The following is a 17,321-nucleotide window of genomic DNA, read 5'->3' as shown; positions in this document are numbered from 1 at the left end:
ACAGGCTTAATTGCTTGGTTATGCATTGCCACTTGTATTCTGTTTTATGGAAAGCAATTAACTAATGAGACCAAGTCTTCAGCTGCGCATTGGCCAGCACCTAACGATGACTCCACAATTGCAACAAGCGATAAAATTGTTGCAACTATCGACCTTGGATCTACAACAGGAAATTCAGGAAGCGCTTGAAAGCAATCCATTGCTGGAAGCCGATGACAATCAGCAACAAAGTAATGAGGCAAGCACCACCGAAAGCAACGGTTTAGATGGCAGCGAAGATGCAACGCCAACACAAGATGAAATCACCACCAGTGAAGCCTTAACCCAAAATGAAATCCCAGAAGAGCTGTCTGTCGACTCAACATGGGAAGAAAGCTTTAGTGCCGGAGTCTCCAATACTGGAATGGCATCCGGTAATGACGATACCGTCTATCAAGGTGAAACCACGGAAAACATCCATGATCACCTTACCTGGCAGATGGAACTAACACCATTTACTGAAACCGATAAAACCATCGCGGTGGCGATTATTGACGCCATCGACGACGCCGGTTACCTAACGGTCAGCACAGAAGACATCCAAGAAAGCTTAGGCGATGATGAGATTGAATTAGACGAAGTTGAGGCGGTATTAAAGCGCATCCATATGTTTGATCCAATTGGCTCCGGCGCGTGTTCTATTCAGCATTGCTTGCTGATTCAACTTGACCAATTTGACGCTGGCACGCCGTTTCTCAAAGAAGCAAAACTGGTTATCAATAATCATATTGACTTACTCGCCAATCGCGATTTTCGCACCATAATGCGTAAAACCAGACTTAAAGAGCCACAACTTCAAGAAGTGATGCGCTTGATTCACAGTCTTAACCCACGTCCAGGCGATGCCATCGTGCAAAACGAGGAACAATACATCATTCCTGATGTCAGTGTGTTCAAGAAAAACGGCCGATGGGTGGTTGAGCTAAATCCAGAAACTGCACCTAAACTAAATATCAATAATCACTATGCTTCGCTGGCAAAAACCAGCTCGGCGGAAGATAGCCAATTTATACGTTCGCATTTGCAGGAAGCAAAATGGTTTATTAAATCATTGGAAAGCCGCAATGAAACTCTGATGAAAGTGTCCAATTGCATTGTACAACAACAACAGGGCTTTTTTGAACATGGACCGGAAGCTATGCGTCCTATGGTACTGAACGACGTTGCCGAAGCGGTTGAGATGCACGAATCGACAATTTCTAGGGTTACCACACAAAAGTACATGCATACGCCGCGAGGAATATTTGAATTAAAATACTTCTTTTCAAGCCATGTGAGTACCGAAAACGGCGGGGAGTGTTCGTCTACTGCAATTCGAGCTTTAATTAAAAAACTGGTCGACGCTGAAAATCCGAAAAAACCATTGAGCGATAGTAAAATGGCGGAGCTTTTGGCAGATCAGGGGATTAACGTTGCACGCAGAACGATAGCCAAATACCGAGAGTCTTTGGGCATTCCTCCTTCAAACCAAAGAAAAAGCTTAATTTAAGCCAAACCATAAGGAAACAGCTTATGCAAATCAATCTTTCTGGTCATCATGTTGAAGTTACTGCCTCTATGAGAGCGTATGTTGAACAAAAATTTGAAAAACTTGAACGTCATTTCGACCACATAAACAATGTTTATGTTGTATTGAAAGTAGAAAAGCTGCAGCAAATCGCCGAAGCCACACTGCACGTCAATCAGGGAGAGATTTTTGGCTCCGCTGAAAATGAAGACATGTATGCCTCCATTGATGCACTTGTGGAAAAACTAGATCGCCAAGTGCTAAAACACAAGGCCAAACTGTCTAAACATTAACTATATGAAACTCGCTAATTTGTTATCTCCGGACTGCACCATATGTGCAGCTCCGGGCAACAGTAAAAAAAATATTCTAGAGCAAATCAGTGTACTTGCCGCTAATAAAATCTCTACTTCGTCAGCCAAAGAGCTGCTAAACGACCTTATCGACAGAGAAAAACTCAGCAGTACCGGTATAGGCAAAGGCATCGCCATCCCGCATAGTAAAATCGATAACACTGAACAACCTGTGGCGGTGTTAATCACCACAGATAAGGCGGTCGACTTTGATGCGATTGATAATAAGCCTGTCGATATATTTTTCGCTTTATTCGTTCCTGAAGATAGCTGCCAACAACACCTAGAAACTCTGGCAAGTGTTGCGAAATACTTTTCAGACAAAGATAATAGTAAAAACGTGCGCCGCTGTACCAGCGCCGATCAACTCTATAGACTGGTCGCTAATGGCTAACAGGAGCAAGCAATGAAGTTAATGATCGTCAGTGGCCGATCCGGTTCTGGTAAAACCGTCGCCCTTCGAGTACTCGAAGATCTCGGTTATTATTGCGTTGATAATATCCCGGTAAACCTTTTACCCGCGTTGACCCATACCGTCATTAACGACTACGAAAATGTTGCTGTGTCATTGGATGTGCGTAACTTACCGCATAACCCGGAAGATGCTCGCGAGATAATTGATTATTTACCCAGTACGGTTGAGTTAAGCATTCTCTATCTTGACGCTGATGATCAAGAATTGGTGCGACGTTACAGCGAAACTCGCCGATTGCACCCTTTGATTCGTCAAAACATGGCGTTAGATCAAGCGATATCATTAGAGAAAAAGCTACTCGACCCGGTGGCCAGTCGCGCCAATCTTTATATTAATACCACCAGTTTGACGCCACATCAGTTAGCGGATTTAGTGCGTGAACGAGTGATGGGCTCAAAAACCGGTTCTTTGGTTATAGTGTTTGAATCATTTGGTTTTAAATATGGTGTGCCAACCGACGCCGATTATGTCTTCGATGCCCGCTTTTTGCCAAACCCATTTTGGGAACAAGGGCTAAAGCCATACAATGGCCTCGATCAACCGGTTCAAGACTTTCTTGCTAGCCAACCGATTGTCACTAAGTTTATTTGGCAGATAAACTCTTTTATGATGACTTGGTTGCCACATTTAGAACGTAATAACCGCACCTATTTAACCATAGCGGTTGGATGCACAGGCGGGCAGCATCGCAGTGTTTATATTGCTGAAGCTCTCGCCAAACAATTTCGCAAAGAAGAACGAGATGTGCAAATTCGTCATCGCGAACTTACTAAATAGCGACGCTAAGACTCGCGACCAAGTTATCCAGGAAAGCAACGGCCATGTACACTTGTGAATCACGCTTCGTAAAAATAGAAAATAAACTCGGCTTACATGCAAGAGCTGCAACTAAACTGGCTAAATTAAGCCAAAACTATCGTGCCACCATCACCATTAAACTGGATGACAAGTCCGCCGACGCCGACTCCATTATGGGCTTAATGCTGCTCACTGGCAGTCAAGGAAAAACCGTTGAAGTGATCAGCGAAGGCGATGATGCCGAACAAGCACTGAGCGCGGTTTGCCAATTATTCGGTGATAAGTTTGATGAAGCTGAATAGCCGACAAACCCGCCACTAGATTTTTAACACCTCGTTAAGCAACTGATTTAGCAGCTAACTTTTGACAAAAATACAGAACTCGCGGAAATATTAGCTGATAATTTCCGCTAATTACGTTACACTTCAACCAGATAACTCATATTAATGGGACGCAATCTAATCCTATAGGTTTGCTATTCGCGCTGCAATTGTAGCTCAACCCATCAATATCAAAATTAAACAATAACAGCACCCTTGAGCATGAGGTGGAACGTGCCAGAGTTGTCAGAACAGGAAATCAGCCAACAAAGACTACTGGAAATAAATACCGCTCTCGACAGTGGTATGTTCGTGTACGTGCGAAAAATGTTCCAGAGCATGCCTGCCTATGACATCGCCTTATTACTTGAATCATCACCAGCCAAAGGCCGTACTGTGCTATGGCAGCTGGTCGACCCTGATCTGCACGGCGAAATCCTCGAAGAATTATCAGAAGAAGTTCGTAAAGGCATATTGAAAAACATGCAGCCTGAGAAGGTTGCTGCCGCCGCAGAAGGCATGGACATCGATGATTTGGCAGAAGTGTTACGTACCCTGCCAGATTCTGCCTACAACGACGTACTTGATTCAATGGATGCCCAGGATAGAACCCGGGTAGAACAAGCGCTTTCATACGATCCGGAAACCGCCGGTGGTATCATGAATACCGATGCCATCACATTGCGTCCGGATGTGACCATCGATGTGGTATTGCGCTATTTACGCTTAAAAGCTGAATTGCCGGAAGCGACCGACTCATTTTATGTGGTTAATCGCGATGACAAGCTCATCGGTAGCGTTTCTCTTGCTTCATTGGTTACCGCAAGACCAGAGCAAACCATTGCGGAAATCACCGATACCGAAACCATCCCGGTTAATGTCGCTATGGAAGATACCGAAGTGGCAATTATGTTTGAGCGCCATGATTGGTTCTCAGCACCGGTGGTCGATGATAGCAATCGCTTATTAGGTCGTATTACCATTGACGATGTGGTCGATATCATTCGTGAAGACGCGGAACACTCCATGATGAGTTTAGCCGGTCTAGATGATGAAGCAGATACCTTCGCGCCGGTTATCAAAAGTACTCAACAGCGCTCCGTTTGGCTCGGTGTAAACCTTATTACCGCGTTACTTGCCGTCGCGGTATCGAGCATGTTCGAACCCATTCTTGCGGAAATGGCCATTTTAGCGGTACTCAATACCCTGGTGCCAAGCATGGGCGGTGTCGCAGGAAGTCAAACCTTAACCCTGGTTATTCGTGGTATGGCACTTGGTCACATTGGTGATAATAACGCCCGCACCATCTTAACCAAAGAGCTAGCGGTTGGCTTTTTAAATGGTCTCATTTGGTCACTGCTCATTGCCTCTATTGTCTCCTTATGGAAACAAGATCTAATGCTTGGGGGCATCATTGCGTTTGCAATGTTGGCTAACCTCACAGTTGCCGGTCTTGCTGGCGTTATCACCCCATTGGCGATGAAACGTATCAATATTGACCCTGCCCTTGCTGGCGGTGTTATCCTGACAACCATCACAGACGTGGTTGGTATCTTTGCATTTTTAGGCACTGCCACCCTGCTACTAAGCTAATTCAAACTAAGCTAATTTAAACTAAGCTAATTTAAACTAAGCTAATTCAAACTAAGCTAATTAAGGCTAATTCAAATAAGCTACGACTAGCGAATATTATTAAGTGTTTAGTAAAACATTGATTGTAGCGTTAAGAACGTGCGATATGACTCGCACCTTGATATGGATATGGGATTTGCGTTGAAACAGGACTGGCTTGAACTAGTTTGCATTAGAACTCATTTGGACTAGAGCTCATTTGGATTAGAGCTAAACGGCAATTAACGTCGCTGACAACCTGCACTACTTGGATTCAATACACTGAATCTTGGCACATGCAGGCGTCAAAGACATATGCAATCTGGGTTATTGACCTGATATTTGCATCTGTTCAATCAATAAACTGCCGGTTTTGATACTGCCACGCAAATCAAAATCATTGCCGCTTAACACCAGACTTTTGAAAATATCTTTAAGGTTTCCTGCGATGGTAATCTCTGACACAGGGTACGCTATTTCGCCATTTTCGACCCAAAATCCAGCGGCACCACGAGAATAATCACCAGTAACAACGTTCACCCCTTGGCCCATTAATTCAGTCACCAGCAAACCGGTACCGAGCTGTTTCAGCATAGCGTCAAAATCACCACCGTTGGCGGATACCTGCCAATTGTGAATACCACCCGCATTACCTGTGGTTTGTAACCCCAGTTTACGAGCCGAGTAACTGGTTAATAAATACGACTGCAAATGACCATCTTTAATGATATCGCGCTCAATTGTCGCAACACCTTCCGAGTCAAAAGCAGAACTTGCCAAGCCGCGCTTTATAAATGGCATTTCTCGTATTTGCAGATGCTCGTTGAAAACTTGTTCACCGATAGAGTCTATCAAGAAGGACGAGTCACGATATAAATTACCACCACTGATCGCAGAGATAAAATGACCAAACAGACTGTTGGCAACATCAGCACGAAACATCACTGGGCACTTTTGTGTCGCGAGCTTACGACCATTTAAGCGAGCCAGAGCCGCATCTGCAGCTTGTTCACCTAAGATCTTTGGCTCTTGTAAATTGGCAAATTCGCGACTGACACTGTAATTGTAATCACGTTGCATATCGTCCGCGTCGCCAGCGATCATCATACAGGTCAGGCTATGACGTGTACTTGGGTAGGCGACTAATTGACTATGGCTATTGCCATAGACTTTAAAACCTTCGTAACTGGCAAAATTGGCGCCGTCAGAATTGATGATGCGTTGATCACGCTCTAACGCGGCGACCTCCGTCTCACGCGCCAATTCAATTGCTTGGTCTGGCGTTATCGGTTGCGGGTGATAAAGATCCAAATCCTCTGGTTCAAATGCTAAGGATTGTTTATCTGCCAATCCTGCACATGGGTCGACAGAGGTATAGTCGGCAATATTTATTGCTGCTTGCACCGATTGCTGCAAGGCGCTGTCGGATAAATCCGCTGTCGAAGCAGAGCCTTTACGACCATCTTTATATAAAGAGATGCCTAACGCACCATCGTTATTAAATTCTACCGTGTCAACCTCGCCCATACGCGTTGAGACACTCAGTCCCTGCATTTTAGAAATCGACACCTCGGCACTGTTAGCACCAAGTTTTTTTGCCATTTCCAGTACTTTGCTGACACTGTCTTTGACTTGTTCTATTGAGTGATCAATTGATTGCTTTTGTTCCATGATTTGGCAGATATAGGAATAGACTTAGGGCAAGGATATCACAGCCAGTAATTTTCCCAACGCCAATTCGATAATTTATACAGATAATTTCCAACAAGGCCGCAAATGCGCAGTAAAAACAGTTATAATAAGAAAAACTTAACTTGTTAAAATTTCAGGATATGGCTAGAGAAATTGGCGAATACGATGAAGAGAACGACATTCTTTACGTAAGCAAAACCGAACTTAAACAGGACATGAAAAATCTGGCAAAGCTTGCAGAAGACATTTGCCATATGGGTGCAAAGCAACGCAGTCAATTAGCACTGAATGGTGAAATTGAAGCGGCTTTGGTTGTTGCCGATAAAATCAAAGGTAAACACGATGCCTTTAATCGCAACGTACAATTTATTGCTAAGCAGCTAAACAGTCTTGACGTTGAAGCACTGCAATTACAAATCGATATCATGCAAAACAAGCATGGTATTGCCGAAGTACAGCACCGCTATTATGAAGAATTGCGTGATGAGATTATTGGCGCGGACAACAGCCGTATTGAAGCGCTTATTAGCGACAATGCAGGCTTTGATCGCCAACGCCTAAGACAGCTTATTCGCCTAGCAGGCAAAGAAGTAAAGCAGCAAAAACCGGGTAAAAACTACAAAGAGTTGTTTAAGTACCTTAAAGAACACGTGCCGTTTAAAAAATAACGGCTCTGCTTTTGCTACAGATATAAAAAAGGCCCGCTTCCCCAAAAAGGTAGCGGGCCTTTTTTATTCGCTATTACGCGGTTACTGAGTGCCGCCTATGGTCATTTCATCGACTTTCAAGGTCGGCTGACCAACGCCAACAGGCACTGACTGGCCGTCTTTGCCGCAGACGCCGACACCACTATCTAACGCCAGATCGTTACCAACCATACTGACATTTTGCATCGCTTCCGGGCCGCTACCGATTAAGGTCGCGCCTTTTACTGGTGAAGTGATTTCACCATCTTCAATTAAATACGCCTCAGCGGTGGTAAAGACAAACTTACCTGAAGTGATATCTACTTGTCCGCCAGCGAAGTTGGGTGCATAAATGCCTTTCTTCACCGATTTAATAATATCTTGTGGCTGGTGTTCACCGGCAAGCATATAGGTGTTGGTCATGCGCGGCATAGGCAAATGTGCATAAGATTCACGACGCCCATTACCTGTTGGTTTAACACCCATTAAATGGGCATTATGTTTGTCTTGCATGTAACCACGTAAAATACCATTTTCGATTAAGGTATTGTATTGCCCTGGTGTGCCTTCATCATCAATAGATATAGAACCTCGGCGCCCTTGTATGGTGCCGTCATCGACAATGGTACAATGTTCTGAAGCAACACGTTGGCCAATTTTGCCAGAGAATGCTGAAGAACCTTTACGGTTAAAATCGCCCTCTAAGCCGTGCCCAACCGCTTCATGTAATAACACGCCAGGCCAACCTGCCCCTAACACAACCGGTAGCATACCTGCTGGAGCATCAATGGCATTGAGGTTAACCAATGCTTGACGAACCGCTTCTTCGGCATAGCCTTTATATCTTGGCTTATTGCCATCTAATTCAAAAAAGTAACTGTAATCAGTACGCGCACCGCCACCAGAGTTACCGCGTTCACGGCGGCCATTGTCTTCCACCAACACCGAACAATTCAGGCGTACTAATGGGCGGATATCGTTGGCAAAGGTACCGTCGCTCGCTGCAACTAATACTCGCTCATAGACACCAGACATACTAACAATGACCTGTTTAACACGGCTATCTTGAGCTCTTGCGTGCGCTTCAACTTCATGCAGTAGATTGATTTTCTTTTCTTGTGCCAAACTTTGCAATGGATCGCTATGTTGATATAACGGCGTTGCATCTGTTGGACTAAACACTTTCACCGTACCAGACTTTTCTTCACTAACAATACTTCTCGCCGCTGTAGAAGCTTTCATTAATGCATCAAGGTTGATGTCATCAGAATAAGCGAAACCCGTTTTTTCACCCGCAATTGCACGCACACCAACACCTCGCTCGATATTGTGTGAGCCTTCCTTTACGATGCCATCTTCAAGCATCCAATGTTCATTACTGGATGCTTGAAAATACAAATCAGCAAAATCAATTTTGCGCGAAAACATATGGTCTAGGCTGCGTTGTAATTCTTCACGGCCTAAATCACTGGCGTGCAGTAATTCTTGTTCAACATGGTTCATTAACGGATCCATCAAGTCAGGGCTCATTGCTGTTCAATGAGCAATTAAAGCGATTATGTTTTGCAACTGGAATACTTTCTCTGACCCGCTTAAGCAGGTCTAAATCCAGCGGCGCGGTTATACTGGTCAGCTCGTCGGTTAAACAACAAACTACCTCACCCCAAGGGTCGATTATCATCGAATGGCCATAGGTTTGTCGACCATTTTTATGCTCGCCAGATTGGCCTGCGGCAACGATATAACATTGATTCTCTATCGCTCTTGCTTGCAGCAGGGGTTGCCAATGGGCTTTGCCGGTAACTTGGGTAAAGGCTGCAGGTACAGCAATAACATTGGCACCTAACGCCGCTAATTGCTGAAATAGTGCAGGAAAGCGCAAGTCATAACAAATACTCAGACCCAATTGAATATCTTGCAATGGCTGTTGTACCACCTTGAGACCAGCGTCAGTATATGCAGACTCACGATAGCTTTTTTCACTATCTTCGACATCAACATCAAATAGGTGCAGTTTTTGGTAGTTGGCCAGCAAGCTACCGTCTGGTGCAAACAACATACTTGTCGCTTGAAATTTTTCGCTGACGCTTTGTGTTGGTATGCTGCCTGCCAATAAATATATGGCATATTTGCGCGAAAGCTGTTGCAAACCTTGCTGCATTTTACCTGTGCCTATCGGCTCAGCAATATCCAACTGCTGTTTATCGCGTCCACCAAAAAACAAACAACATTCAGGTAACACAACAAGGTGTTCTGCGGCAATGGATAGAGTCGATAACTGCTGGTCGATAAATGCTAGATTTGCATCAATATCAGGCACCGACTGCATTTGTATCGCCGTCAATTTCGCCATATCAAATATCCGTCGCAGCGTCGCTATTAACGTCAGCGGCGACTTTCTCGTCTAACACCTCTGTCTCTGGCACTTTAGCATCCGACACCTTGTCAGCCACACGTTTGTTTTCAATGGCCTTATCTTTTCGCTCAGGCTCTCGAACAGCGTTAGTATGTGAAGCGGTTTGCACGCCACCATGTTGGTCTTGTTGCTGCTGTAAGTCACTCAAGTCAGGCTTTGACTTACCCACATTGACGTTACGACTTTTGCGATCAACTTCTTTGAAATTTGGCTCGGCAACGGTGCCAGTTAACTCAAAGGTGATCACCGAGATAACTTCGGCCTTCTCAATAGCTTCATTAACCACTAACGCCGCGGCACCGGCAAGCGGATTAAAGAGCCAAGCTGCGATAACCGGCAAACTGGAGGTAACTTTCGGTGCAAATGACATTCTATAATCAAGCTGATGATTCACCAGGCTGGTATTACCTTGGATGGTTAGGTTACCTGCAGCGCCATTCATTTTCAGGTTATCGGTGTAAACAACACCGTTTACGACGGTAAAATCACCTTTGAAATCACTGTAAAACATGCCTTTGGCAAACACATCGCGAAAATCCAGGGTCAATTTACGAATCAAGGATTGCAAACTCAACACACTAAACAAACGAGCGCCTTGGTCACTGACCTCAGCAAGGTATCCATCATCAAGTCTAGCCTTAGCCTTACCACTCAATGACTCGACATTAAACTGATGCGGTCCACCTTTCCATTTCAATTCATAGCTGCTCTTAAAGCCACTGTCTTTGATACCAGATTGGATATCAAATATAGCCAGTTCTTTTTCGACGTCCGCCGTATTTAAGGTGCCCGATAATTCAGTGATATCAACAATGCTGTCTTTTCGCCATGAACCACTTAACTTAAGCTCTGTTTTTTTGCGCGTTGCGGTAAAGTCACGCAATAACACCATGCTGCCATCGCTCTTTTCCAGTTCAAGCGTTACCTTGCCAAAATCGAATAACTGATATTTACAGCTGTCACAGGTAAGCTTTAAATTAGGAAAATCTGCTGGGCTTATATTTGCTTGCTCCGCATCATTTTTTTCGGGAGCAGGCGGAAATACTTCAACTTGCTCTGGTGGCTCGGTCTGTTGCGCTAATAACTCAGGGTCCTGAAAGTGAATAAAATCAGCATCAACTTCTAGCCCACGCTGTTCAAATTCGTGGAAGAATTTTATGCGCCCACGGATCTCATCACTGTTAAGCTGCAATAGCCACCAGTCCTGCTGAAACAATAAATTGAAATCGACATGATGAATAGGCACACCATACAGATCAACAGTGTCAACGTTACCACGAATCCTTTCTGGCGCTTCAAGAAAAGCATAGCTTTCCTCATTGGAAGCGATCTCTTTGTCATCAGGTAATGAATCAATAATGGCAAAAATAAACTTATGCCAAGGATCGTATTCAATACGTTTTAAGCTGGTGGTGATGTGGAAACCATCCATTGGCAACACCATCTTTTGTGTGCCCAGCACCAGTTGCGCGCGTTTAAAGGAAACCTTTTGATGATCAAGCTCGCCGGAGAAGCTCAAGTTGTCACCTAAACTTGCCTCTATAGACGACTTATTAGCATCACCCCTTACCTTTACAGAAAGTGAGCGCTTACTTTTAGCTTTTTTCAAATACGGCTTTGGTAAATTTAACTGCGCTTTTTCGAGGTTCGAGTCCAAGTCCAATCGATAGGAGATATCTCCCTCACTTGGAATAAATAACGTTAGTTTGCCTTGCCAATCGGCTTGCCCTTGTACATAGGTTTGCAGTGGTTTGGGGATTTGCGCATTGTAGTGCTCTGGCTGCCAAGCGGCATCTAAGTCAATATCAACACGATAAAAGTCATCCTTAGTCTGGCCTTTAACATTCAACTTCATTGGCATACCACGCCAGTAAACATTTATATCTTTGGTGGTAATGTAATCATTCACAAAGGTAAGTTGACCATTGACGCGATCAAAGTCCATTTCCGGTGCGGCTAAGTTGATCTTGTTATCAGCGAAATTTATCACACCTTTGGCAACGGCGTTGTCGGTGTCAGACAAAGGCAAATCCAGGCTAAACGTGCCGCTAATAAACCCTTCCGGGCCAATATGCTGCAATGTACTACCAACGCTTTCTGCTAATGGGCTGTTATTCATAACATGAGCCACATCTTTGGCTTTGCCTTCGACTGGCGTTCTTACGGTCAATATTGAATCGCCACTCAGGGTCGCAATACCAACCTCAACGCCCTTCGTTTCTATCCCTGCTAACGTGCCGTCGTAAGCCGTAATAAACATAGCATCATTGGTAAAATTTAAGTTGAGCTCTGCATCCGTGATGGCAGGCCAAGATGACTCAAATGTATACTTGGCTTTGTGCAAATCCGCATCAACGATAAACGCGCCAGAGCGGTCTAAATAGGGAAAGGTATTAACCGGTCCATTAACCAGCACACCAGCTTGCGTTATTTCACCATAGCCAATCGCTTCGGTTAGATACTCAACGAGTCCTGGGTCCATAATAGGTAACGGCAGATAATATTGTGCTTTAGATGCATCACCTTCGGTAACGTATGCATATAAACTTAACCAACCCGGATTATCTGCTTGTTGCTGATATTGCACATCAGCCTCAACGGTTAACTCATCTGAACTGACCTTGATGTCTTCTACCTGCAGACGCCATGCGTCTTGCTGCCAGCTTACATTGGCTTTGGCGTGCAATTCATTAAATGGTATTGGTCTTGAGAAACCGTCAGCAAAGTCTAGTGCACTATCACGGGCAGTGACATTGAGTTGTACTTGCGAGTTGGTCAGTAGTAATTGACCATCTAGGTTAGCGATTCCAGGAATGCCGTTAGCGTGATCAACACCAAATTCATTAATATCGGTTGTTAAGCGAAATTTTGTGCCTTTGCTATGCAGTGAAATATCGGTCAACTCGCCGCGCAAATTCAAACCGGCAAAGGCCTTGGCTTGCTCACTTTCTTGCTCTACCACAGAAAAAACTTGCCACAGGTTTTGCAAATCAATATCAGACACATGCAATAATAACTCTGTGCCATCAACATAGCCGTTAAAACTTAGCGGTTGCCACGCTTGTTGGTCAAAAAACAACGGCAATTCAGAGCTAAATAATGTGTATGCATGGCCTGGATTATCCATTTCTCGATATAAGCTAATATGACCTTTTGGCAAGCTTAACGTGTGTTGCTCGTCAAAACTAAACCAAGAGACTTCATTTTCGCCCAAGGTTAAGTGTGCCTGGGTGAGCTTGCCCTTTTCAATATGCAGCCATGTCTCTAGATTGATGCGACTACTGAATCTATCGGCTCTTTCACCAAACTGCTCGGTAAGCCAGTCAGTGGCATCTATATCGGTACCGGAGAGATATATGTTGCCTTTAACCTTGTCGCGAGTATTACCTTCAAGGTTAATTAACAGTTTTGCGCTTTTTGCGGAGATCCCTTCGATTTCCAGCTTACCTATGCCGTGGTGTTTTTTGCCATCGTTATGCCAAGCCAATTTGCTCAGTAATAGGGTTTGTGTGCGCTGACGGTTGGTATGGTGTATTTTCGAATTAATAACCGAGAAACGGCTGACTTGTTTAAATAGCAGCTCAAAAATGGCATCGATATCGGTTTCAGCTTGGGCTCGATCAGCGCTAATTTGAGTTTGATCGAGATTGATCTGTGCACCGTCTAAGGTAAAGTTGTGAACTTTTAGTTTTTGTTGGGTTAAGGTGTACCAAAAATCAAGACGCACATCGATTTCATTGACACGAACCGACAAGGCCGCAGAGTTAAGTAAGTCGACGTCACGCAAGATCAGCGTTGGGCCAAACTTTTCCCAACCCGCTGAAAGTTCGCCAATGCTTACCTCACCGTCGTAACGGGAGTTGATAACATCTTCAAGCTCTTCTTTAAAGGCGGGTGCATGGGGTAATAATATTCGGGCAGAGGTGATCAAAACCGCAAGCAATACCAACAGTACTGCCAGAGTTTTGTATAACCTGTTTAACCAGGTATTTAAATATGCCCAAAAAGCGTCCACTACATCATCACCACGTCAAACTGCTCCTGGTTATACAAGGACTCGGTTTGTACTCTAATCTGCTTACCGATAAACATCTCTAATTCAGCTAAGTGATGCAATTCATCTTCATTAAGCGCTTCGGAAACTTTCGGTGCGGCGTAAACAATAAACTTGTCGGCATCATAGGCGCGATTAACTCGCACGATTTCACGTAATATTTCAAAACACACGGTTTCGACTGTTTTTAACTGGCCTCGACCATCACAGGTCGGACACTCGTCGCACAATACATGCTCTAAGGATTCACGGGTGCGTTTACGGGTCATTTCAACCAGACCTAATTGAGAAAAGTTACTGATACTGTATTTAACATTATCTTTAGCCATTGCCAATTCTAGGCTGTGTAATACCCTTTTCTTGTGTTCATTATCAATCATATCGATAAAATCGATAATAATAATACCACCTAAATTTCTCAGTCGCAGTTGTCGAGCAATTGCTTGAGTGGCTTCAATATTGGTATTAAAGATGGTCTCTTCGAGATTGCGATGTCCAACAAAGGCACCGGTATTAATATCTATGGTGGTCATTGCTTCAGTTTGATCAATGATCAAATAGCCACCGGATTTCAATTCAACTTTACGTTGCAAGGCACGCTGAATTTCGGTTTCGACGGAAAACAAATCGAATATTGGTTTTTCACCTGGGTAATAGGCGACAATATCTTTAAGCTCTGGCACAAACTCTTCGGTAAATTCGCTGATTTGTTCAAAGGTTAATTTTGAGTCAACTCGAATACGCTCAAGTCCGCTGCCAACAAAGTCGCGAATGATGCGACAGGCCAAATGCAAATCCTGATACAAAGCTAAGTCGGTTTGCTTACGCTGCTTACGTTCACGAACTTTGCTCCACACACGACGCAAAAATTCAGCATCATGGACCATTTCGTCTTCACCGGCACCTTCGGCGGCGGTGCGCACAATAAAGCCACCATCGTCATCGCAAAAAGGCAACACGATATTACGTAATCGATTGCGTTCTTCTTCGTCTTCAATTCGCTGGGATACACCGGCATGAGAGGAATTAGGCATCATAACCAAATAGCGCGATGCTATGGTTAAGTCGGTGGTCAGGCGCGCCCCTTTGGTGCCCAAAGGATCTTTAACCACTTGCACCATTAGATACTGACCTTCATGCACTAAGGTGCGAATATCAGCCACTTCATTATCATTGCTGTTTGATTCGCCATTGGTGATCAATCGCGTACGAATATCCGAGGCATGCAAAAATGCCGCTTTATCTAGACCGATATCAACAAACGCGGCTTGCATGCCAGGCAATACTCGAATGACTTTGCCTAAATAGATATTACCGACAATACCACGCTTAGCATTACGCTCAATATGAACTTCTTGTAATGTTCCATTTTCAATTAATGCCACTCGCGTTTCGCTTGGTGTCACATTAATCAGTAATTCACCGCTCATTATCCACCTGTTGCCCGTTGTGCTTCATTTAGCAATTCTTGAGTTTCGCATAGAGGTAGGCCAACGACTGCGGAATAGCTCCCCTCAATTCGTTTGACAAATTTCCCACCAATCCCTTGGATCCCATAACTACCCGCTTTATCTTGAGGTTCGTTGCTTTGCCAATAGGCTGTTATTTCTTGTTCTGATATTTTTCTAAATTGTACTTTGGTGATAACACAATCGATAAGTTCTTGCTCACCGTTAAAAAGGCAAACGGCGGTCATCACCTGATGTGTATTTGCAGACAGCATGCTCAGTGTCTTTTGACAATCGGCGAAATCTTTGGGTTTGCCTAAAATATGCTGTTCAAATACAACTATAGTATCTGAACCCAGTGACCAACAATGTCTATCTGCATCTTTAATATTACCCCAACCTCGAGCCGCTTTTTCTCGCGCCATGCGACAAACATATTGTTCAGCGCTTTCATCAGGTATAACCGCTTCATCAATCTCTGCCTCTACTAGGCTAAAGGATGGCTGCAACTGTGCTAACAGCTCTTTACGTCTCGGTGACTTTGAAGCGAGATATAAGCTCATTAGTGCACTCGAAAATGGCGTCGTACTTTGCGTAGCAGTAAAAACACCACAAACCACAAGGCAGATGAGGTCAATACCGGTTTTAAATAACTGATGGCGAAATCAACATCAAATAAAAATCGTTGAATCCAAAACACAATCAAGTGATACAACGCAACAAACAAGCCTATAATTAACGACTGTTGCCACAGCGAAAAGTTGCGAATCTTTTGATAATTATTGGCACTAACATAGACCACTAACGCACTGGCAAAGGCGTTCACACCAAGTACCGATCCCAATAATACGTCAATGATAAAACCAACAAACCAGCCATATAGCACGTTCACTCGGTTTGGTAACGCTAATGACCAATAAACCAAAACCATTAACGTCCAGTTTGGACGAAATGAATCTGCGCCTAACGGCATAGGGATGATGGTCAATATTAATGAGACCACCAAGGTTATGACAATAACAATATTATTGTTCTTGGCCTTCATTAACCGCTCCTGGTTCCATTGCTTGTTCCGTGTCTACCATTTGTATCGCCTGACTTTGTTGTGGCGTTAATAACAATAGATATCTTAATTTGTCCATCTCAACCAAGGGGCTGACACGGATTTTGGCAAATTCTTTATTGGGATCTTCAGACACGTAATTGACCGTAGCGACAGGATAGCCTTCTGGGAATTTACCGCCCAAGCCAGAAGTGACTAGCGTATCGCCAACGCGAATATCACTGGAATTTGGCACATGGGTGACATCCATTTGTTTGATACTACCGGTGCCACGGGCAATCACTCTAAGTCCATTGCGATGCACACGCAAAGGTATGGCATGACTGATATCGGTAATCAGCAGTACTCGGGAGTTATTCAGACCTACATGGCGGATTTGGCCAACCACGCCGGTATCATTAACAACCGGCTGACCTTCATAAAGACCGTCGTTTTGGCCTCTGTCGATGACGACTTGATGTGAATAGGGATCACTGTCTACCGATTGAATTTCGGCGACCATTTTGTCGATTTTATCGCGAACAGGAGATGACAATAAACTTCTTAGGCGATCATTCTCTTGCTTAAGAATATCCAACTCCAACAAACGCTCACGCAATAGTAGCTCGTTCATTTGCAGACGTTGGTTGTCCATTTTTAATTGCTGGCGAGTAACCAGGTTTTCGGAAGCGTAATCCATTACTTGCCTTGGGGTACTGGCGATGTACTGTAATGGGCTGACCATAGATTGGAAAACGCCGCGAACAACGTCAAAGCTAGCAAGTTTATGATCCAATAAAATCAACAGCATAGATAAAATCAATGCTGTAAACATACGTCTGTGACTGGAGTAGCCTTCAATAAATATTGGCGTCATAAA

At 44.1% G+C, this 17,321-nt stretch carries 15 protein-coding genes; 7 read left to right on the top strand and 8 right to left on the bottom strand.

Annotated features, from left to right (window positions below; translation table 11 throughout):
* Positions 1-64 precede the first annotated feature (64 nt).
* The 6 genes from E2K93_RS10440 to mgtE all read left to right on the top strand — a co-directional run bounded on the left by E2K93_RS10440 (position 65) and on the right by mgtE (position 5,085).
* On the top strand, positions 65-1,528 hold the full coding sequence (locus E2K93_RS10440) for an RNA polymerase factor sigma-54 (RefSeq protein WP_135439038.1): 1,464 nt from the start codon (positions 65-67) through the stop codon (positions 1,526-1,528).
* Between the two features lie 23 nt (positions 1,529-1,551).
* The gene (gene hpf / locus E2K93_RS10435; protein ID WP_135439037.1) at positions 1,552-1,839 is read left to right on the top strand and encodes a ribosome hibernation promoting factor; all 288 of its coding nucleotides are present in this window, start codon (positions 1,552-1,554) and stop codon (positions 1,837-1,839) included.
* A gap of 4 nt (positions 1,840-1,843) precedes the next feature.
* Positions 1,844-2,293, top strand: coding sequence for a PTS IIA-like nitrogen regulatory protein PtsN (gene ptsN / locus E2K93_RS10430; RefSeq protein WP_135439036.1), 450 nt, complete (start codon positions 1,844-1,846; stop codon positions 2,291-2,293).
* 12 nt (positions 2,294-2,305) lie between these two features.
* Positions 2,306-3,151 carry an RNase adapter RapZ gene (gene rapZ, locus E2K93_RS10425; RefSeq protein ID WP_135439035.1) on the top strand — a complete coding sequence of 282 codons (846 nt, stop codon included), beginning with the start codon at positions 2,306-2,308 and terminating at the stop codon, positions 3,149-3,151.
* Positions 3,152-3,195: 44 nt separating this feature from the next.
* Positions 3,196-3,474, top strand: coding sequence for an HPr family phosphocarrier protein (locus E2K93_RS10420; protein ID WP_135439034.1), 279 nt, complete (start codon positions 3,196-3,198; stop codon positions 3,472-3,474).
* Positions 3,475-3,726: 252 nt separating this feature from the next.
* Positions 3,727-5,085: a magnesium transporter gene (gene mgtE, locus E2K93_RS10415; RefSeq protein WP_189637747.1), complete on the top strand. Its 1,359-nt coding sequence runs from the start codon at positions 3,727-3,729 to the stop codon at positions 5,083-5,085.
* A 345-nt stretch (positions 5,086-5,430) separates the two neighbouring features.
* Here mgtE and pmbA read toward each other — a convergent pair whose 3' ends face one another.
* Positions 5,431-6,774 carry a metalloprotease PmbA gene (gene pmbA / locus E2K93_RS10410; RefSeq protein ID WP_135439033.1) on the bottom strand — a complete coding sequence of 448 codons (1,344 nt, stop codon included), beginning with the start codon at positions 6,772-6,774 and terminating at the stop codon, positions 5,431-5,433.
* Between the two features lie 161 nt (positions 6,775-6,935).
* On the opposite strand from pmbA, the gene yjgA reads away from it, so the two are divergent.
* A complete protein-coding gene (gene yjgA, locus E2K93_RS10405) occupies positions 6,936-7,463 on the top strand; it encodes a ribosome biogenesis factor YjgA (RefSeq protein ID WP_135439032.1) in 528 nt (175 codons plus the stop codon).
* A gap of 81 nt (positions 7,464-7,544) precedes the next feature.
* Here the strand turns inward: yjgA and tldD are convergent, their stop codons facing one another.
* From tldD to mreC, 7 genes are read right to left on the bottom strand one after another with little or no spacing between them, the layout of a single operon-like run.
* Positions 7,545-8,984 carry a metalloprotease TldD gene (tldD, locus tag E2K93_RS10400; protein ID WP_135440465.1) on the bottom strand — a complete coding sequence of 480 codons (1,440 nt, stop codon included), beginning with the start codon at positions 8,982-8,984 and terminating at the stop codon, positions 7,545-7,547.
* Between the two features lie 16 nt (positions 8,985-9,000).
* Entirely contained in the window at positions 9,001-9,834 is an 834-nt protein-coding gene (locus E2K93_RS10395; protein ID WP_135439031.1) for a carbon-nitrogen hydrolase family protein, read from the bottom strand.
* Position 9,835: 1 nt separating this feature from the next.
* The gene (locus E2K93_RS10390) at positions 9,836-13,912 is read right to left on the bottom strand and encodes a YhdP family protein (protein WP_135439030.1); all 4,077 of its coding nucleotides are present in this window, start codon (positions 13,910-13,912) and stop codon (positions 9,836-9,838) included.
* Positions 13,912-15,381, bottom strand: a complete 1,470-nt coding sequence (gene rng / locus E2K93_RS10385) for a ribonuclease G (protein WP_135439029.1) — start codon at positions 15,379-15,381, stop codon at positions 13,912-13,914. The genes E2K93_RS10390 and rng overlap by 1 nt, the downstream gene beginning before the upstream one ends.
* On the bottom strand, positions 15,381-15,962 hold the full coding sequence (locus E2K93_RS10380; RefSeq protein ID WP_135439028.1) for a Maf family protein: 582 nt from the start codon (positions 15,960-15,962) through the stop codon (positions 15,381-15,383). Before E2K93_RS10380 ends, rng begins: the two co-directional genes overlap by 1 nt.
* Positions 15,962-16,444 (bottom strand): rod shape-determining protein MreD, encoded by a 483-nt coding sequence (gene mreD, locus E2K93_RS10375; protein ID WP_135439027.1) that lies wholly within the window; start codon positions 16,442-16,444, stop codon positions 15,962-15,964. The genes E2K93_RS10380 and mreD overlap by 1 nt, the downstream gene beginning before the upstream one ends.
* Entirely contained in the window at positions 16,425-17,318 is an 894-nt protein-coding gene (gene mreC, locus E2K93_RS10370; protein WP_135439026.1) for a rod shape-determining protein MreC, read from the bottom strand. The genes mreD and mreC overlap by 20 nt, the downstream gene beginning before the upstream one ends.
* Positions 17,319-17,321: the final 3 nt, after the last annotated feature.

The sequence above is a fragment of the Thalassotalea sp. HSM 43 genome (assembly GCF_004752005.1).
Classification (GTDB): Bacteria; Pseudomonadota; Gammaproteobacteria; order Enterobacterales; family Alteromonadaceae; genus Thalassotalea_A.
The sequence above is the reverse complement of the archived record's forward strand: the minus strand, read 5'-3'. Positions and strand labels throughout refer to the sequence as shown.